General features: G+C 57.0%; 2 protein-coding genes. Both read right to left on the reverse strand.

Going from position 1 to position 23,070, the window contains the following annotated elements; all coding sequences use genetic code 11:
• Positions 1-75: 75 nt before the first annotated feature.
• Positions 76-17,343 carry a hypothetical protein gene (locus P8T57_RS06920; protein WP_341365367.1) on the reverse strand — a complete coding sequence of 5,756 codons (17,268 nt, stop codon included), beginning with the start codon at positions 17,341-17,343 and terminating at the stop codon, positions 76-78.
• A complete protein-coding gene (locus P8T57_RS06925; protein ID WP_341364984.1) occupies positions 17,253-23,003 on the reverse strand; it encodes a hypothetical protein in 5,751 nt (1,916 codons plus the stop codon). Before P8T57_RS06925 ends, P8T57_RS06920 begins: the two co-directional genes overlap by 91 nt.
• Between the last annotated feature and the right edge of the window lie 67 nt (positions 23,004-23,070).

The following is a 23,070-nucleotide window of genomic DNA, read 5'->3' on the forward strand; positions in this document are numbered from 1 at the left end:
AGACAATCAAAAGAAAAGGCAGCATGGTTGGCTGCCTTTGTCATTTCCGGGTCGGGTGATCCAAACGATCCGCGATCAGGTGCCAAACCCGAAATCATCGGCATCAAGATCATCGGTATCATGGATGCCCATCAGGGTGACGGATGCATCATTGCCAAGTTCAATCACGACATTGCCATCGGTATCAAGATGCATGTCGTTCTTGATCTGGTTGAAGTTGCTGTAATTCCATTCCGACAGGTTGATGATGTCCTCGCCCGGGGTGAAGTCGGTGATGATGTCGTGACCGTTGGTTTTGCCGATCTCGAACTCGTCCCAGCCCGAACCACCGGTCAGGGTGTCGTCACCGGCACTGCCATACAGGCGATCATTGCCCGCCCCGCCCAGAAGCACGTCGTCGCCCGAATTGCTCCAGAGGATGTCATTGCCGTTGCCACCATCCAGCGTAACATTGCCATAGGTTTCATAGGAGCTGGTCAGATCGATGATGTCATCGCCATCACCGGCTTCGATCACTTCGATATTGCGGATGCGCGGCGAAATGCCCGGATCGCTGACCGTATCGGCAAGGAATAGCGCGTCATTACCGCTGGTCAGTTTCAGGGTATCGGTACCATCGCCACCTTCGAAGATGTCATTCGACTGGTTATAGCCGTTCAGATTGACATATTCGCCGGTGCCGGAATCACCACTGTAATCATGGCCCCAACCGTTACCGTGATGGCCGGTATGGCCCCAGCCGGTATTGTTGTCATGGCCGTCTTCGCCCGGCGCGCCATCATTAAGCGCATGCCAGTTCGAGCTCCAGGTGTCGTCGGCATTGTATTGCAGGACGTCATCACCCGCACCACCATTCAGGATGTCGATCCCGGCACCACCGGCAAGAGTATCATTGCCCGCACCACCCCAAAGCGTGTCGTTGCCTTCGCCGCCATCAAGGACGTCGTCACCGGCGTTGCTCCAGATGATGTCATTGCCGGTTCCGCCAAGAACTGTCACATCGCCATAAGACTGGGTTTCGCTGGTCAGGTCGACGATGTCGTCACCGTTACCGGCATCGATGACTTCGATATTCGAAATGCGCGGTGAAACACCCGGATCGGTGATCTTGTCGTCAAGGAACAGGGCATCATTGCCGCTGGTCAGGGACAGGGTATCGGTACCATCGCCACCGTCGAAGATATCCTGCGAACGGGTATAGCCTTGCAGATTGATCTGTTCGTTGGTGCCGTCCATATCCGGATCGCCGACATTCTTTGCGGCATAGCTGCCCGACCAGGTCGCATCTTTCTGATATTCGATGATGTCATCACCGGCACCGGCATCGATCAGATCGCTGCCCGATCCGCCATTGATGACGTCATTGCCATCGCCCCCCCAGATGGTGTCATTACCGCCATCGCCGCCCAGAACGTCATCGCCCGACAGGCCCGACAGCAGGTTCGCACCATCGTCGCCAAACAGGTAATCATTGAAGTTCGACCCGATCAGATCTTCGATCGAAGACAGGACGTCATATCCGTCACCGCCAACGGCGGTACCGTTTTTCAGGCTGACACCAACCGCGGATGTTGCATTGGCATAGCTTGCGGTATCGCGGCCAGATCCACCCGAAAGGGTATCATTGCCCTGACCACCCATCAGGGTGTCATTACCGCCATCACCATAAAGCTTGTCATCGCCCGATCCGCCAAACAGGGTATCGTTGCCATCGCCGCCCCAAAGACGGTCGTTGTTTTCACCGCCATCCAGAACGTCGTTGCCGTCACCGCCAAGGATCGAATCATCGCCGGTGCCGCCATTGATCACGTCATTGCCGGCTTCGCCATAAAGCTTGTCCTGACCCTGACCGCCCAGCAGCGTATCGGCCCCGTTTCCACCCCAGACACGGTCATCGCCCGACCCACCATCCAGCGTATCATCGCCTTCGCCGCCGGTGATGCTGTCCTGACCGCTGCCGCCGTCAATCAGGTCATTACCGTTATCACCATACAGCTTGTCGTCGCCATCACCGCCATAAAGGCTGTCATTGCCATCCATGCCCGACAGCGTGTCCTGACCATTCAGGCCAAAGACGGTATCGTCACCCGCAAGGGCTGCAATCGTGTCATTGTTGCTGGTGCCATACAGGACATCGTCATAGGGGGTCGGCCCGGTCGAGGCTTCGACACCGACGAACATGTTCGCATTCAGGTCGCTAACCGCGACACCGATCAGGGTCAATGTCCCCTGACCATTCAGGTTGATCACGGCATTGCCATTGACCTCGGACATCAGGCCACGCAGTTCGGCCCAGTTATCCACATCAAGGGCAGACAGATTGATCTGGTCACTTGCCGGATTGAAATCGGTAACGACCTTGTCGCCGGAATTATCCGAAACGATGATCTGGTCCGAACCGGCACCACCGATATAGGTATCGTTGCCAGCCCCGCCATCCAGCGTATCGTTGCCGTCACCACCCAGCAGCGTGTCATTACCGGCATCGCCCGACAGGGTGTCGCTTCCGATACCGCCTTCGAGAAGGTCATTGTCATTGCCGCCCGACAGGACATCATTGCCGGTGCCACCCGAAAGCGTATCGGCACCGTCGCCACCCATCAGGGTATCGTTGCCATCCGCACCCGAAAGGGTGTCATTGCCCGCATCGCCCGAAAGCACGTCATTGCCAAGACCGCCATTGATGGTATCGGCACCATCCCCGCCCGAAATGACATCATCGCCCGCTTCGCCCGAAAGCTGATCATCACCGGCCGCGCCATAGATCGTGTCGGTATCATCACCGCCGGTAACAACATCATCGCCATCCATCGCATCGATGAAGTCCGAACCGCCGCCACCAGAAATCACATCGTCGCCCGATCCACCGATCAGGGTGTCATTGCCCGCACCGCCCGCGATCACATCATGGCCGTCATTGCCATGCAGGCTATCGTCGCCGTCGCCACCGTCGATCACATCATTGCCGTTGCCGCCCGAAATCGTATCGTTTCCGGCACCACCCGACAGGTTATCGTCGCCGTCATTGCCAAGGATGGTGTCATTGCCATCCCCGCCATCGACCACATCATTCCCAGCCAGTGCATCGATATAATCATCTTCGCTGGTGCCCAGCAGGACATCATCAAACGGTGTTGCGCCAACCGGGCCTTCGATGCCGACAAACATGTCGGACGTGACTTCGTTCAGACGCACACCCAGCAGCGTGACCGAGCCATCCGGGCCCAGATCGATGACGAGATTGCCATTGACCTCGCTCAGACGCGGGGCAAGTTCGGACCATTCGGAAATGCCAAGCGCATCAAGGGAAATCTGGTCAACACTGGTGTTGAAATCGGTAACAACCTTGTCGCCGACAAGGCTTGTGACCTTGACCAGATCGGCACCCGACCCGGTCGAGATACGGTCATTCCCCGATCCGCCATCCAGCGTATCGTTGCCATCACCGCCCACAAGGCTGTCATTACCAGCCCCACCGTCAAGCGTGTCGTCGCCTTTTTCACCGTTCAGATAGTCGTTGCCATTGCCACCGATCAGGGTATCGGCGCCATCGCCGGTCCAGATCGTGTCATTGCCTTCGCCGCCATCGACTGTATCGGCACTGACATCGGCTTCGACATTGTCAAACGTATCGTTGCCATCCCCAAGATCGACAACGTTGTTCTGGCTGTTGCCATAGACGTAATCATCATGCGCCGACGCAATGACGCGTTCAAAGTTGGCAAGAATATCGCCTGCGGCATCACCACCAAATGCGCGACCGCCTTCGCCCGGTGTTCTGGCATTGGCATCGGTATCGCCAAGATAAATCTCGACCCCGGCGTCTGATCCCTCATAGCTGATGGTATCAATGCCATCGCCGCCATCAAGCGTATCGGCACCCGCACCGCCTTCAATGGTGTCATCCCCGGCACCACCCAAAAGGACGTTATCGCCATCCGATCCGGCAATGTCGTCATTGCCCGCCGATCCGATGACATTTTCAAAACCGGAAATATCATCATTGCCGGTTTCGGCACTGCTTGCGGTACCGGCCGACAGATCAACCGTGGCTCCACTTGCCGCCTGGCTCAGGTCAAGGGTATCGGTGCCTGCACCACCCGAAAGCGTGTCATTCCCGGCACCGGCGATGATGGTGTCATTACCGGCCCCGCCATAAACGGAGTCATCACCCGCACCCCCGTCCAGAACGTCATCACCATCCGCACCAGACAGGACGTTTGCCCCGCTTGATCCGATAAGCGTATCCGCACCCGCCGTGCCCAGAACATTCTCGAAGCCGGAAATGGCGTCCGTACCGGTGGCATCGCTGCTTGCGGTGCCGGTCGACAGGTCAACCGTCACACCATTGGCGGCAGCGAAATCAAGGGTGTCGGTGCCATCACCACCGGCAAGGATATCGTTGCCCGCACCAGCAACAACCGTGTCATCACCCGTACCCGCATCAACCGTATCGGCACCGGCACCTGCGGTGATGACGTCATTGCCATCGCCCGCCAGAATAACGTCGTCACCCGCCCCGGCATCAAGGGTATCGTTACCGGCACCGCCACCCAGCGTATCATTGCCTGCCCCGCCATAAAGGCGATCAGCACCGTCGCCGCCGGTCAGGATGTCATCACCATCGCCACCATCGAGCATGTCGTTGCCGATACCACCATCAAGGGTATCGTTGCCGCCATTGCCGATCAGGCTGTCATTGCCCGCACCGCCCGAAAGCAGGTTATCGCCATTCGACCCGGTCAGGGTATCGCTGCCGCCCGAACCAATCAGGTTTTCAATGCTGACAAGGCTGTCTGCTTCGCCATTGGCAAGCTGTGCGGTACCGGTTGCAAGGTTCGCACGAACCGCCGCGGCCGAATTGCTGTAATCCGCCGTATCGTTGCCATCACCACCGCGCAGCGCATCATTCCCGGCACCACCCGACAGGGTGTCATCACCAGCACCACCATCCAGCGTGTTGTTCTGCGCATCACCCCTGATGATGTCATCATGGGCAGATCCGACAACATTTTCGACCCAGTAGATGCCGTCATTCCCGGCACCACCCGTCGCGGTGTAATTGGCAAGATCAACATTCACGCCCGATGCCGCGTCGTCATAGGTCACGGTATCGATGTCACCACCACCATGGATGATGTCGTCGCCTTCACCTCCGCGAAGCGTGTCGTTACCCTGCCCGCCGATCAGCGTATCATTGCCTTCGGCACCATCAAGAACATCGCGGCCATAACCACCATCAAGATAGTCGTCACCCGCGCCGCCATAAAGATTGTCGTCGCCAAGTTCGCCATTGATGCGGTCATTGCCTTCGTTGGCCCAAAGCGTATCGTTGCCGCCACCGCCATTGATGGTGACATCGCCATAGGCAATCGTATCGCTGGTCAGATCGACAACGTCATTGCCGTCACCCGCGTTAATAACCTCGACCCCGTCAAGGCGCGCGCCGTCGGCAACGGGTTCTTCGACCACCGCATCAAAGGTGATGGAACGCACGAAATAATCGCTGCTGTCACCACCCGATGAACCGTCGGCATAAGGCTCGCTTTCAAAGGCGAGGTAACGGAATTCAACCGGATTGCCCAGACTGTCGGTGACACTGATGGTTGCCGTGCCGACACCGCCACTGGTGTAACTGATCGTGCTTTCGTCAAGCACACCCGATGCCACCAGATTGCCATCGGCATCAAAGGCCTGCCAGGAACCGACTTCGCCGCCATGTTCGGCCGCAATCAGGTTGGAAACCTGAACCGTGGCATTGCGCGCATTGGCACCAAGATCGACAACGACGGCTTCGCTTTCGCCGGTATTGCCATTGTGGTTGATCTGGCTTCCGGCCGGTGAACCGCCGTTATTGCCAATACCGTTGCCATCAAAGGTCACGGTGTCATCGGCCGCGGCAAGGTTCAGTTTGCCGTCTTCACCGACATAGGATGTACCGAAATCAAAGGCGTAAAGATTTGCATCCGACCATGCGGCCTGCACCGCACCCGACGATGCCGAATCCGTCAGGCCCAATGTCCGGGTTTCAATCGTGCTACCCGTCGTCTGGCCATCGCCCAGTTTGCTGCCATCAAGGATGAGCGCATCACTGCCACCGGTCAGATTCAGGGTATCGGTACCGTCACCACCGATAAAGGTATCGTCCGAGATGTTCTTGCCACCGATATTGGCAAGATCGCCGGTACCATCGACGCCCGGGCTGCCGGTATTTTCGGTGGTGTCACCGCTTGCGGCCGTGCCATCGGCGTCGAAATTCAGGACATCGTCGCCGGATCCACCATCAAGGGTGTCGTCACCCGCACCGCCCGAAAGCGTGTCGGCACCATCGCCACCATCGAGTTCATCATTGCCGGTGCCACCGCCAAGCGTATCCGAACCGCTTCCACCATCGACCGTGTCATCGCCCGAACCACCCGTCAGGGTATCGTTGCCCGCACCACCATCAATCGTATCGTTACCGGCACCACCATCGACAATATCGTCACCGGCAAGCGCATCAATAACGTCATCACCATCGCCGCCGGTCAGGCTGTCGTCATAAGGTGTGCCGCCATCCGTCACACCGGTGAAATCATCGGCTGAAAGATCAAGCGGATTGACACCTTGCAGCGTGATCGTGCCGCCGGACGGCAGATTGATCACCGCATCGCCAAGCGAATTGCCGGTGATCAGATCACGAAGCTGGGTCCAGGTTTCAATGCCCGTGCCATCAAGGGTCAGCTTGTCGGTCCCGACTTCGAAGTCGGTGACAACATCATCATCGGTGCCGTCGGCAAAGATAAAGCTGTCATTGCCAGCCCCACCCGAAAGCGTATCGTCGCCAGCCCCGCCATCAAGGGTGTCGTTACCCGCTCCTGCGGCCATGACGTTATTGGCGTCCGATCCGGTCAGTTCATCATCGCCCGAACCGGTTGTGACATTTTCAAAATTCGAAATGCTGTCCGAACCGGTTTCTGCCGATTGCGCCGAACCTGCCGCCAGATTGACCGTGGCACCACTGGTTGCGTTGCGCATATCGATGGCGTCATTGCCGTCGCCACCATCAAGACTGTCATCACCGGCACCCGCGATAACCGTGTCATCGCCCGCACCGGCATCGACATAATCACTGCCCGCCCCATCAGACACGACATCATTGCCGTCACCGGCCACGATCCGGTCATTGCCATCGGCACCGTCAATCGTATCGTTTCCTGCGCCGGACGATATGGTGTCATCGGCGGAACTTCCGGAAATCGTATCGTCACCAGCACCTGTAACGACCTGTTCAAAGCCCGAAATGGTATCAGAACCGGTTTCCGTGCTGCTTGCCGTGCCATTTTCAAGATCAATGACGGCCCCGCCATCGGCATTGGTCAGATCAAGCGTATCGGTGCCATCGCCACCGGCAAGAATATCATTCCCGGCATCACCGATAACGCTATCGTCACCCGTACCGGCATCGACGGTATCGTTGCCATCACCTGATGAAATCACATCGTTGCCGTCACCCGCAGCAATCACATCATCGCCAGAACCCGCCGCGATATCGTCATCACCCGCCCCGGCGTCAATCACGTCACTGCCAGAACCCGTATTGATATGGTCATTGCCATCACCGGCAAGGACGCTGTCATCACCGGCACTGGTCCAGATGGTATCGTTGCCAGCCCCGCCATCAACCGTGACATCGCCATAGGAATGCACCTGGCTGGTCAGATCGACAACGTCATCACCGTCGCCGGTTTCAATGATTTCAACGCCACTGATTGACGGATTGGCAGCACCATTTTCATGATCGCGATCCAGAATGATCGCATCACCGCCCGACGTGCCCACCAGCGTATCAATGCCGTCACCGCCATCATACTGATCATCACTGACGCCAAGCCCGTCAAGATCGGCAATTTCGCCGGTGCCATCGACACCCGGACTGCCCGCATGATCGGTGGTATCACCCGATTGGCCGGTGCGATCCGCGCCAAATTCCAGAACGTCATCACCCGCACCACCGGCAAGCGTATCCGTGCCAGGCCCGCCGATCAGGGTGTCGTTGCCGTCACCACCGTCGAGCGTGTCATCACCATCCCCGCCATCAACCGTATCGTCCCCGGCACCACCACCAACAGTGTCGTTACCAGCACCACCACCGACGGAATCATTACCATCACCGCCATCGACCGTGTCATTACCGTCGCCACCGTCGACCGTGTCGTTGCCAGCACCACCGCCAACGCTATCGTCGCCCGTGCCGCCACCAACGGAATCATCTCCGTCGCCGCCATCGACCGTGTCATTACCGTCGCCACCGTCGACCGTGTCGTTGCCAGCACCACCGCCAACGCTATCGTCGCCCGATCCGCCACCAACGGAATCATCTCCGTCGCCGCCATCGACCGTGTCATTGCCATCGCCACCGTCGACCGTGTCGTTACCGGCACCACCGCCAACGCTATCGTCGCCCGATCCGCCACCAACGGAATCATCTCCGTCGCCGCCATCGACCGTGTCATCACCATCGCCACCGTCGACCGTGTCGTTGCCATCACCGGCACCAACCGTATCGTCACCGCTGCCACCGCCAAGTGTGTCATCACCCGGCGTTCCGACATTTTCGATTCCGGCAAAGTGATCCGGCGTCAGGTCGCCAACAGCAACCCCCGAAAGCGTTACCGTGCCACCGGACGGCAACGTGATCACCGCACCATCCGGACCATCGGACAGAAGCGACTGCAATTCGGTCCAGCTTGTAACACCGATATCGGGCAGGGAAATCACATCGCTGGCAAGGTCAAAGTCACTGACCAGATCGGCGTCGCTGCCATCTTCAAAGACAAAGACATCCGCACCATCGCCACCGGTCAGGGTGTCGTTGCCGTCGCCTGCAGCCAGGGTGTCATTGCCCGCACCGCCCGAAAGGACATCGTCGCCAGCGCCACCCTCGATCACGTCATCACCGGCACCACCATCAATCGTGTTGGCCGCGTCACTGCCGGTAATGGTATCGGCATCTGCCGAACCCGTAACATTTTCGAAATTGGCAATCGTATCGGAACCGGTTTGCGCACCATTCGCGGTGCCAGCGGCAAGATCAACCGTCACCCCGCCACTGGTGCCCGACAGATCAAGCGTATCAATGCCGTCGCCACCATCAAGGTGATCGTTACCGGCATCAATCGAAACCGTATCGTTGCCTGCACCGGCATCAATCACATTGTCCGCGGCATTGCCGATGATGGTGTCATCACCATCCGTCGCGATCACATTTTCAAAGCCGGAAATGCTGTCCGAGCCAGTGGCATCGCTGCTTGCCGTACCATTGGCCAGATCAATTGTCGCGCCATTGGCCGCAGACATATCAAGCGTATCGGAACCGTCACCACCCGAAAGCGTGTCATCACCGATACCGGCCATGATGGTATCGGAACCATCACCGCCCGCGATGATGTCATTCCCGGTTCCGCCATCAAGGATGTCGTTATCCGCACCCCCATCGATATTATCGGCACCCGCACCGCCCAGAATATTGTCCGAACCAGCCCCGCCAAGGATGACGTCATCACCGTCATTGGCCCACAGGGTATCGTCACCGGCACCGCCATCAATCGTGACGTCACCGTAGGAATGCGTTTCACTGGTCAGGTCGACAACATCGTTACCCGCACCGGCATTGATGTTTTCAATATCCACAATCGACGGGTTGGCGGCACCGCCACCGGCGTGATCGCGATCCAGGATGATGGCATCATCACCATCGCCTGCCTGCAGGGTATCGTTGCCTTCGCCACCGACAAAGCTGTCATCAGACAGGTTTTTGCCGCTGATATCTGCGACATCGCCGGTGCCATCCGTCGTCGGGCTGCCGACATGGTCGGTGGTTTCACCCGATGCCGCGACATGGTCCCCTTCGAAGGCCAGGACATCATCACCGGCCCCACCGTCAAGCAGATCGGCCCCGGCGCCACCGGCAAGGGTGTCATTGCCCGAACCGCCCGAAAGGGTGTCATCACCGGCACCGCCCGAAAGGATGTTATCGCCATCCGACCCCAGAAGGGTATCGTTACCCGATCCACCGGTCGCCCCTTCGATATCGATCAGCGTATCGTTGCCATCGCCGGTCGTGCCGGTACCCGCGGCCAGATCGACCACAACCGGATCGGTCCGATCCGAATAATCGGCGATATCGGTGCCATCGCCACCGACAAGGGTATCATTGCCGGTACCCGCCTGCAGGGTATCGTTACCCGCCCCGCCCAGAATGGTGTCATCGCCACCACCACCGACCAGCACATCGTCACCGGCACCGCCTTCGATCACGTTGCTAGCATCATCGCCCGAAATGGTATCGGCATGATCAGAACCGATCACGGTTTCAAAACCGTCAATCACATCATTTCCGGCACCACCACTTGCCGTGCCATTGGCAAGGTCGACGGAAACGCCGTCTTCGGCCCCGTCGTAGGACAGCGTATCATCGCCTTCGCCGCCAATCAGGGTATCGTCGCCGCCATTGCCATAAACGGTATCATTGCCAGCGCCGCCATTCAGTATATTGGCGTTTTCATCACCAATCAGGATATCGTCGCCATCCCCGCCGGTGACATTTTCGATGCTATCAAGGGTATCGTTTCCGGCTTCACCAGTTGCGCTACCTGTGCCGAGGTCAACAGTGACACCTTCGGATGTGTCGGAATAATCGGCGGTATCGTTGCCATCCCCGCCATTGAGTTCGTCATCACCGGCACCACCGGTCAGGGTATCGTTGCCCGCATCACCATTGATGACATCATCCCCGGCACCGCCATCAACAACATCGTCACCGTCCAGCGCATTGATTTCATCGCCAAGCTGGCTGCCCTGCAGGACATCGTCGAATTCAGTACCTTCGATGGTGACATAGCCAAAGAAGTTATCCGGCCCAAGATCATCGACCGAAACGCCTTCAAGCGTGATGCTTTCACCCGGGCCGAGCGATATAACCGCATTGCCATTGGCATCATCGAACATGCGATCGGCAAGATCGCTGTAATCCTCAATCCCGTAGGATGACAGATCAATCACATCTTCGTTGACGTCAAAATCGGTAACCGTATCGCTGCCGCCGCCCGGGGTCACAACAATCATGTCTTCGCCGTCGCCGGTGATAATGACGTCGTCACCATCGCCGCCAATCAGCGTATCATTGCCCGAACCACCATCAAGCGTATTGACCCCGTCCGCCCCGATCAGGGTATCGGCAAAGTCGGTACCAATGACCCGTTCGACATTGCGAACAATGTCATTGCCACCCGAACCCGACGCATACTGGTTGACCAGATCGACAACAACCGGGCCTTCGACATTGGAATAATCGACCGTGTCGATACCGTCGCCACCATCGATGATATCGTCACCGGTATCGCCATAAATCCAGTCATTGCCGGTGCCTGCCTGAACAATATCGTCACCCGCACCGCCCGACAGGGTGTCATCATCGGCACCACCGTCGATAACGTCATTGCCTGTACCACCGGAAAGTGTATCCGATCCCGTACCACCGGTAATTTCGTCGTCGCCACTTCCGGCATCAACAACATCTTTGCCATCGCCGGTGTCGATCACATCGTTACCCGCACCGGCCGTTATGGTGTTATCAGCAGCATTGCCATTGATTGTGTCGTTGAAGTCCGAACCGACGACATTTTCGATATTGGCAAGGGTGTCGTTGCCCTGACCGGTGGCTGTGCCTGTGGTCAGGTTGACATTCATCGCCCCGGTTGCGGCACTGTAATCCACAGTGTCAGAATCCGCACCACCGTCGAGCACATCATTGCCTTCGCCACCGACCAGCACATCATCGCCAGCCAGGCCCGAAAGGGTATTGCTGCCATCGGTTCCGGTCAGGGTATCTGCAAACAGCGTCCCGGTAAGATTTTCGATGCCGTCAAGGACATCATTACCGTCTCCGCCGGTTACGGTACCGGCCGTCAGATCACCTACTATTCCGGCACTTTCGGTCGAATAATCGACCGTATCGGTGCCAGCACCACCAATCAGCGTATCCGACCCGGAATTGCCAACCAGGGTATCGTCACCGGCATCACCCGACAGGGTATCGTTACCCGAACCGCCAATCAGACGATCATTGCCATCACCACCCGAAACGGTGTCATCCCCGCCCAAAGCATTGATGATATCGCCACCGTTTCCGCCAACCATTTCGTCGGCATTTTCCGTACCAAGACGAACGTCGACACCGATGAAGTTTGCCGCGGTCAGGCTGCCTGCCTGAATATTGTTCAGTGTAATCGTGTCGCCGCTATCAAGCGTGATGATCAGATTACCATCGCCATCCGCACTGAACTGGGATTTCAGGGCATCGAAACCGGCAATATTGAAATCGGTAAGATCAATAACATCAACGGCCGGGTCGAAATCGGTAATCGTGTCGTTGCCATCGCCCGGGCGGAAGACAACCTGATCAGCCCCTTCGCCAAGCGTCAGAATATCGTCGCCAACCCCGGCATCGAAGGTGTCGTCACCAGCCCCGCCAAGGAAGATGTCCGTGCCTTCCCCGCCAAGGAAGGTATCGCTGAATCCTGAACCTTCGATGATTTCGATACCGTCAAGCGTATCGGTTCCGGTTCCCGTCCCGCTGACGGTATTGTTCGCGGTATCAATAACCAGCCCACCGGTCGCATCCGAATAGGTTGCCGTATCAAGACCTTCACCACCGATCAGGACATCATCCCCGGCACCTGCACGCAGGATATCGTCGCCTGCACCACCATCTAGAACATCTGCCCCGCCGCCACCGGAAATGACGTCATTTCCTTCGCCACCGGTCACATGGTCATCGCCCGCACCCGCGGTGATCGTATCAGCGCCGACACCACCATCGACAGTATCGTTCCCCGTGCCGCTATCGATGACATCATTGCCTTCGCCACCAAGGACGACGTCATCGCCTTGGCCAGCAACAATCGTATCGTTACCGGTACCGCCGTCGACCGTATCGTTGCCATCACCGGCATTGATGACATCGCTGCCTGCCCCACCGGTAACAATATCGTTGCCGGAACCCGTGGTCACAACGTCGCTGCCGTCGCCACCATCGACGGTGTCATTTCCGGCACCGGTATCAATGATATCGTCTCCGGCACCACCAGAAACATAATCCTCGCCGCTGCCGGTTGTCAGCGTATCTTCACCGCCCGCACCGATAACCGTGTTATCGCCATCCCCGGCATTGATAACATTTACCTCATCGGTCGCGGTGATAACGTCATTACCCGCACCGGTAACAAGGTTTTCGATATTGGTGAAGATGTCGGTTGTTGTACCGTCTGTTGCCGTACCGGCGGCAAAATCAACAGTCAGATCACCCGAAACGTCTGACAGATCAAGGGTATCGGAACCTTCGCCACCATCAATGGTGTCTGCGCCGCTGCCACCGCGAATAACATCATTCCCGGCACCGCCCAACAGAACGTCATCACCATCACGGCCATCAAGGGTATCGTTCCCCGCACCACCATCAAGCGTATTACGACCTGCATCGCCTTTCAGAGTATCGTCGAAACGCGAACCGGCAATATTTTCAAAATTGGCAACCTGATCGCCTTCAGAACCACCGACTGCACCGGTTTGCAGATCAACCGAAACACCACCGGCGGCACTGTCGTAGGAAAGGGTATCTTCGCCGTCCCCACCATCGAGCGTATCGTTGCCGGCACCGCCATCAATCAGGTCATCGCCAGCCCCGCCGCTAATGATATCGCTTCCGGCACCACCAGATATGATGTCATTACCGGCACCCGCCGAGATGGTATCGGCGTTGGCGCTACCGGTGATGGTGTCGTCAAAATTCGTCGCAACAATTTGCTCGATATCGCTCAGGATGTCCGTGCCGGTATCCGCACCAGTCGCGATATTGTTGGCAAGGCTGATATCCATCCCCGACTGGGCATTACTGAAATCGATGATGTCCGAACCGGCACCACCGATATAGGTATCATCACCTGCTTCGCCGACGAATGTATCGTTGCCTGCACCGCCATCCAGCACATCATTGCCCGAACCACCAGACAGCGTATCGTTCCCCGCACCGCCCGATAGCACGTTATTGGCGTTATCACCGATAAGGGTATCGTCAAAATCGGTGCCTGTGACATTTTCAAAACCGGAAATGTCATCTGTGCCGTCGGCACCTGTCGCGACACCGGTTACCAGATTGACAACCTGCCCGCCGGATGCCTTGGAATAATCCAGTGTATCGACACCGGCACCACCGCGCAGCGTATCATCCCCGGTTCCACCCGAAACCGTATCATTGCCACCGCCCGCATTGATGATATCGTTCCCCGCACCACCGGCCAGGCTGTTTGCACCCGACGTCCCGGTCAGGGTGTCATCAAATGCGCTACCCGTCGCATCCTCGATATCCAAAAGCGTATCGGTACCGTCAATCTTGGTAGCAGTGCCACCTTCCAGATCGACATTAACCGCACCTTCGCTTGCGCTGTAATCAACACTGTCGGTGCCGGTTCCACCGGAAATCACATCATTGCCGGCACTTGTATTGAAAACATCATTACCGGCACCACCGATCAGCGTGTTATCGCCACTGCTGCCGGTAATGGTATCGTTAAGGTTTGAACCGGTAACGTTTTCAACATTCAGCACCTGATCGCCGGTCTCGGCACCGGTTTCACCGGTTTCAAGATCAATGGTAATGCCGTTCAGGCTGTTGCTGTAGTCGACAGTATCGTTACCCTCGCCACCATCAATAAGATCTGAGCCAGCGCCGCCGGAAAGTGTGTCGTTGCCACGGCCACCGAGCAATGTGTCATCACCGCCGCCACCAGCTATAATATCGTTGCCATCTTCACCCGACAGGGTGTTCGCGGCCTCGTTACCGACAAGGGTATCGGCAAACTGCGTGGCGATAATATTTTCGATGCCTGTGACTTTATCCTGTCCAAGACCGGAAACATCGCCTGTCGACAGGTTTGCCGAAATGCTGCCGGTTGCGGCACTGTAATCAACCGTATCAACCCCGTCCCCGCCAATCAGGGTGTCATTGCCCTGTGTTGCGGCAAAGAGGTCATCACCGGCCCCGCCATTCAGGACGTTCGCGCCGCTATCGCCCTTCAGGACGTCGTCGAATTCCGACCCGATGATATTTTCAATATCGATCAGTTTGTCCTGACCATCAGCACCGGTCGCACTAAGGGCGGACAAATCAACATTCACGCCACCGTCGGCATTTTGATAACTGGCCGTGTCGTTACCCGCGCCACCAAACAGCGTGTCGTCGCCGCCAAGCCCTTCGAGCAGGTCATCACCGGCACCACCGGCAAGAATGTTTCCTTCATCATTACCGGTCAGGACATCGTCCCCGGTACCGCCAATGACATTTTCAATATCAAGCAGCGTGTCGTTCTCAAATCCGGTCGAAGCCGTACCGTCTTCAAGATTGATCTGCATATCAGCGGTTTTGTCACTGTAGTCGGCGGTATCATTACCCGTACCACCGTCCAGTATATCGTCCCCGGCACCACCATCGAGCAGGTCATCCCCGGCACCGCCAAGCAGAACGTCATCACCTGCCAACCCGCCCAGCGTATCGTTGCCATCCAGACCCGATAACGTGTCTTCGCCAGCGGTACCGGCGAGAATGTCATCGCCAGACGTTCCGACGATGTCGCGGATACCGATGAAATTGTTGGCAGAAATCTGGTTCAGGCTGACGCCTTTGAGAACCATGCTGGTATCTTCGCCGAAATCAACAACCAGATCACCATCCGCATTGACCGACATGCGGCTGTAAAGTTCGTCATAGGTGTCTATCGCGAGTTCGGAAATGTCGATCTGATCGTAATTTACATCGAAATCTGTAACGGTGTCCTGACCGTCACCCGCAGACAATTTATAAATGTCCGCGCCGAAGCCACCGCTGAGCGTATCGTCACCCGCGCCACCACGAATAACGTCATTGCCAATTCCGGCCGAAATAACGTTTGCACCGTCACTACCGATGATCGTGTCATCACCGGTGGAACCGATAACATTTTCGACGTTTGAAATGCTGTCCGTCCCGGCCTCGCTTGTCCCAGTGCCCGCGGCAAGATCGATATTTACAGCGCCCGAACCAAAGAAACTGACGGTGTCCGTTCCCGTACCGCCATCAATGACATCGTCGCCATCGCCACCATACAAAAGATCATCACCAGCACCGCCGGAAACGGTATCGTTCCCTAAACCGCCCGCAATTGTGTTATTGGCAGAATCACCTGTAAGGATGTCGTCGAAATCCGAACCTGATATGTTTTCGATTTCCGAAAGCGTGTCATTGCCAGCCGCACCAGATGCCGTTCCGGATGCCAGATCAACGCTAACAGCACCTTCTGCGTCGGTGTAATCCACAAAATCCTGGCCCGCACCGCCAACCAGCTGATCATCCCCAAGGCCGCCATCAAGGATGTCGTTGCCAGCCCCACCGGAAATCTGATCGTTTCCGGCACCACCGCTCAGATCATCGTTGCCGGAACCACCTTCGATCCGGTCATCGCCAGCACCGCCATCGATGCTGTCATTGCCGCCCAACCCCTTCAGAATGTTGTTCTGTGCATCACCAGTGATCGTGTCGTTGAAGCTAGAACCCGTAACATCTTCGATATCGACAAGCGTGTCGCTATTGCCGTTGGCGATAAAACCACTGCCATTGTTCAGATCAACCGTAACAGCAGATTCTGATGAATAATCGACCGTGTCCTGACCATCGCCACCATCAAGCGTGTCATTGCCAAGCCCGCCCGAAAGCGTATCGTTGCCAGCACCGCCATAAACAGTGTCCGCACCAGCCCCCGCGTTGATGGTATCATTGCCACCAAGGCCATCGATGATTTCGTCAAAGCCCGTACCAACCAGAACATCGTCACCTTCGGTCGAACCAAGGCTTTCGATGCCAACAAAGTTATCAGCGGCAAGCTGATCCGGTGAAACACCGGTCAGGGTCAACGTCTGGTCATTGATGGAAATGACGGCATCGCCATCGGCATTGGTTTCGATCAGGCTTTTCAGTGCTTCCCAGTTCGGAAGGCCAAAGCTGCTCAGATCAATACGGTCTTCACCAATATCAAAATCGGCAATTTTATCTTCGCCGGAAGTCCCGTTGAAAATAAAGGTATCCGCCCCGGTGCCACCAGCAAGATAGTCGTTGCCTGCGCCACCATTGATCAGATCATTACCCGCGCCACCCAAAATGCTGTTTGCACGATCCGAACCAGTCAGAACATCATCGAAGTCCGAGCCAACTGCATTCTCGATTTCCTTGAGTGTATCGGTGCCTGCACCACCAGTTGCCGAGCCCGAACCCAAATTGACCTGAACGCTGCCTTCTGCACTGGCATAATCGACGGTATCAGAGCCATCCCCCACAAGGAGTCATTGCCCGCCCCACCGATCAGCGTATCGTTGCCTGCCCCACCAAGAAGCAGGTCATCGCCATCGCGACCATCAAGGATGTCATTTCCGGCACCGCCAGAAAGCACGTTATTCTGGTCATCTCCGGAAAGCGTATCGTTATAGGATGATCCGGAAACATTTTCGAAATTGGCAAGTGTGTCCGTACCCTGACCTGTTGCCGAACCTGCATCAAGATCGACATTCACACCACTGCCTGAATCCTGGAACGAAACGGTGTCAGTACCTTCGCCGCCGTCAAGTGTATCAGAGCCGACCCCGCCAACGATCACATCGTTGCCAAGACCACCATCTATGATGTCGTCGCCAGCATCACCGGATATAAAGTCATTCCCGGTGCCGCCATCGACGACGTCATTTCCAACGCCCCCCGAAATGACGTCATTGCCAGAACCACCTGAAATCGTGTCATTCCCAGCATTGCCCGAAATGCTATCGTTGCCAGCCTTGCCATCGATCACATCGCTGCGGCTGGTACCAACAAGGGTGTCGGCATTTTCTGTACCGTCCAGCGAACGAATACCTTCAAAGTTCTTGAAGGTCAGGCTATCGGGATCAACGCCCTGCAAGGTGACAATAGAATCACCAATCGTGATGGTCGCGTTTCCATCGCCATCCACACCGATAAAGTCTGCAATGTCCGAAAACAGCTCAAGACCATCGATGCCCTGAATGTCGATGATGTCATTTTCAGGATCGAAATCCGTGATCAGGTCATTGTCGCTATCGGCCGAAATAACAAAGGTATCCGAACCGGCACCGCCCGAAAGCGTGTCTGCGCCAGCCCGGCCATCAATCGTATCGTTGCCGGCACCGCCCCTAAGGATATCGGAACCCGAACTGCCCAGCATGCGATCATTGCCGGCCGAGCCTTCGACCTGCTCAAACCCGTCAATCTGATCGACAAAATCGCCACCGGTAACAGTTCCGGCTTCGAGATCGACGGTTACACCACCAACAGGGTTGCCTGCGGCGTCGCTATAGCTAAGCGTATCGAAACCGTCACCACCTGACAGCGTGTCCGAACCTTCACCACCAAATACGGTATCGTCACCCGCGCCGGTATCAATCTGGTTCTGCGCACCATTTCCGCGAACGGTATCGTTACCGTCACCGGTTGTCACATTTTCGATATCGATCAGCGTATCATTGCCATCGCCTGATGCTGTTCCGGCATCAAGGTTGACGTCCATATCCGCGTCAACGTCAATGTAATCGGCGGTGTCAGAGCCAGCACCACCGTCAAGGGTATCGTCGCCGCCACCGCCAGCAAGAATATCGTCACCGGCAAGGCCGGTCAGGATATTATTGCCGTCATCGCCGGAAATGATGTCGGAACTTGCCGAACCGCGAACATTTTCGAAGTTGGAAACGGTCGACAGACCGGAATTGGTCTGGACCGTGCCCGCCGCAAGATCAACAACCGCACCGGTTTCACTGCCAAGGGCGAGCGTGTCAGTGCCCTCGCCCCCATCAAGCGTGTCATCCCCGCCGCCACCGGCGACCAGATCGTCACCCGCTCCGGCCGAAATGACGTTATTGGCACCATCACCGATCAGAACGTCATTGCCCGCACCGCTGACAATGTTTTCAACGCTGCTAACCGTATCGACTTCGCCGCTAGTGTTGTCTGTGACGGTCCCGGAACCCAGATTAACCGTCTGCGCACCATCGCGTGCCGTCAGATCCAGCGTGTCGTTGCCCGCACCGCCGATATAGGTGTCATTGCCTGCCTCGGCGACAAAGGTATCGTCACCCGCACCACCATCAAGCGTATCGTTACCATCGCGGCCGGTAATGGTGTCGTTGCCAGCCCCGCCCCGCAGCACGTTGACACCGCTGTCACCGGAAATCGTATCGTCGGAATTCGATCCGATAACGTTTTCGATACGGTCAAGAACGTCATTGCCATCGGCACCGGTTGCGCTACCGGCGGCAAGGTCGACATTCACCGCGCCATTGGCACCGGAATAATCAACCGTATCAATACCTTCCTGACCGCGCAGGGTATCATTGCCCGCACCGCCCGAAAGCGTGTCATTGCCATAACCGCCCGAAATGACATCGTCACCGGCACCACCGCCAAGGATATCATTGCCGTCAAAGCCATACAGCGCATCGTCGCCGTCAGTACCTTCGGCAACATCGTCGCCATCGCCTTCAAAGATGCGCCCGAACCCGCGGAAATTATCCGCAACAAGACTGTCAGAACTGACCCCTTCAAGGGTCAGAACACCCTGTTCACCGAAATCGATAACAGCGTTGCCGTTGCCATCATCGCTCATCATCGATTGCAGGGTCGCGAAATCGGTGATGCCCAGCTTCGAAAGGTCGACCGTATCTTCGGCAATATTGAAATCGGTGACCGTATCGTTACCGAAATTCTCGGTCAGTTCGATGTCATCCTTGCCCGAACCGGTCGTCAGCGTATCGTCACCCGCCCCACCGGTCAGGGTATCGATGCCATCCCCGCCGATCAGCACGTTATTGCCGTCATTGCCGGTAATATGATCGTCGAAGTCCGACCCGATGACGTCTTCAACCATTTGCAGGACATCATTTCCTGCCCCACCGGTTGCCGTGTTCTGCGAAAGATCAACGGTTACCGCATCGGTCGCATCGGTGTAGCTGACGGTATCAGTGCCATCGCCGCCCTGGATATGATCATTGCCAAGACCGCCGCGCAGGAAATCGTCACCCGAACCGCCTTGCAAAACGTCATTGCCGGTACCACCAACCAGAAGGTCGCTGCCTTCGCCACCCTGAAGAATGTCGTCTTCGGAACCGCCATAAAGGCTGTCATTGCCTTCACCGCCCTGCAAGACATCCGCCCCAGCACCACCATCAAGGCTGTCATCGCCAAGGCCGCCCTGCAGCACGTCGTCACCAAGACCACCATCGATGACGTCATTGCCATCACTGCCCTGCAACGTGTCATTCCCGGCAGCCCCGCCAAGGAAATCATCACCATCAGTACCGTGGACAATATCGTTCCCCGATGTCGGGGTGTTGTCATAGATGCTGGTCTCGTCGCCTGTCTCATTTCCGCTGTCTGAAGCGCTGTCGCCAGTGTCGTCACCGGTAGCGTCCCCGGCTTCGGCATCCGTCTCGCTGGTGGTTCCACCATCAGTCTGTTCGCCCGATGTGCTGTCGCCGTCTTCAGCACCCGCGTCAATCGGGTCGGCTTCGCCATTCGTGGTTTCGCCGCCGGTCGCATCCTCGGCTCCGCCTGCATCCGCGCCAGCATCTTCACCAACAGTCTCATCACCTGTCGCGTCACCGGAAAGACCGGTTTCGTCCGTGCCGGTTTCGGGCGATGTTTCGGCCCCGGCCTGAAGACCGCTATTGGTGTTTTCCTGTTCGGTCTGGCTCTCTGACTGCGACGGCTGTTCTTCGCCGTCCGTGCTGTCATCACCATCACCCGACGCAGGCGTATCTTCATTCAGAACGTCTTCGCCCGCACCGTCCGAACCGCCAAGGCTGTCATCTTCGGCACCGTTACCCGAATTTGCTTCATCATCCGCCGCGTCCGAACCGGTTTCAGCCGGGGGTGTTTCCTGATCGGGCGGGGTTTCCCCGTCGATGACCTCATTCGATGAACCACCGGAAGTCTCACCATCGGTTTCAGTCGAAGGGCCTTCTTCGGTTCCGGATGTTTCCGAACCGTTTTCTGCCGGGGCCTCTTCGCCTTCCGTCACCGGATCGGTCGAACCTTCATCGGTGGTGTCCGCGGGATCGGACCCATCCGCGCCATTTGAAGTTTCTTCGCCAGATGCATCGGCTTCACCCGAACCATCACCCGATGCCGTATCATCCGGCTCGTTCGAGGATGCGTTATCGGATGCTTCATCCTGTGCACCGGTTTGCGTCTCACCCGTCTGCGGCTGATCCCCGCCGGTGGTCGATCCGGTTTCGGTTTCCTGCGAAGCACCATCGGTTTCGTCGGCACCATCCGTCTCGTCACTGCCGGTTTCCGATCCCGTGTTGGTATCGGCACCAGCATCAGAGCCCGCTTCGGCCCCAGTCTGATCGGTCGGGGTTGTTTCATCGACAGTGGTGTTCGGATCGGTTTCTTCATCCGTTCCTGCATCACCAGTCGCTTCATCACCCACACCCGAACCGGTGTCGGTTCCTGTATCGGTTCCTGTGTCGGTTCCTGCGTCGCCGCTTTCCTCGGCGATGGTGTCATCACCCGATCCGCCAGACGCAGAATCATCGCCAGCCCCGCCATCGCTTTCCGACTGGGAACTGTCTCCACCGTTACCGGAAGAAGCCTGATCACCGGTTTCGCCATCGGTCGTATCACTGCCGGACGTATCAGTTTCACCCGTCACCGGCCCCTCCGACGGGTCCGATGCCTCGTCGGTAGTGTCACCAGTATCTGCACCGGCAGTATCGCCGGTCGTTTCACCAGAAGGTTCGGTGTTGGCGTCCGTGCCGGTGTCAGTTGCCGTTTCACCGCCGGATGCATCGCCACTTGCCGTGCCGGAATCCGTGTTGCTGCCGGTTTCAGATGCGGCATCATCGCCGGTTTCAGTTTCTGTCCGGCTTTCGGTCGCGCCATTTTTCAGATCGACAACAACACCCTGTTCGGACGTGCTGTAATCAAGGGTGTTGTTACCCGCGCCACCGTCAATCGTGTCATTACCGCCACTGGCGCCAAAGGTATCGTCGCCTGCACCACCCGAAAGCGTATTGTTTCCGGCATCCCCGCGCAGGACATCATCGCCCGATGTCCCGGTCAGATTTTCGATATTGCTAAACGAAACGGTATCGTTGCCTGTCGCACTGCCTGCCGTACCGGTCGAAAGATCGGCCGTTACGGCATCATCCGAACCGTCAAATGACAGCGTATCGTTGCCAGAACCGCCATCAACAATATCGCCGCCGCCATTGCCCGAAATCACATCGTCGCCAGACGTGCCCTGGATAACGTCATCACCCGGTGTTCCGTCAATGATGGTTGCGTCGCCCGACGATAGATCGCCGGAACTGTCCAGCGCGACATCGGTCAGTTTCGGGGCATCAACAAGGGTGATTTCGGAAAGCTGGGCAATGCTAATGCCCTTAAGCGTCAGCTGATCGCCGGACGCAAAGGTAATAACAACATTGCCCTGACCGTCATCCGAGGCGCGCGAAACCAGATCGGCCGCACTTTCAATGCCGAGATCGTCAAGAGCCAGATAATCTTCGCCAAGGGTGAAATCGGTGATGGTCGCCTGACCAAATCCGGCCTGCAAAACAAATGTATCGCGGCCTTCGCCACCCGTCATTTCATCCTGGCCCTCGCCCGGTACCAGGATATCGTCACCCGCACCACCGATCAGGGTGTTGTCGCCCGCATCCCCGATCAGGATGTCGTTAAACGACGTGCCGATGATGTTCTGAATATTGGTAAAGACCTGCGTTGCAGGGGATTGTGAACCCGTCTCGCCCGACGAACCGGAATCAGAATTACCCGCAACAGAGCTATCCTCTGCGCGGTCATCCAGCACCTGTTCGATATCAGCATCCGTTAAACCGGTGCCATCGTCCTGATTGGCGGGCGAAGCCAAGATTCTGCTCCCTACTTGGGATTAATTTTTCAATCCATTGAATACAGAAGACAAAGCGGCCTTCTAT

The organism is Thalassospira sp. SN3W, assembly GCF_038070535.1.
GTDB lineage: Bacteria > Pseudomonadota > Alphaproteobacteria > Rhodospirillales > Thalassospiraceae > Thalassospira > Thalassospira xiamenensis.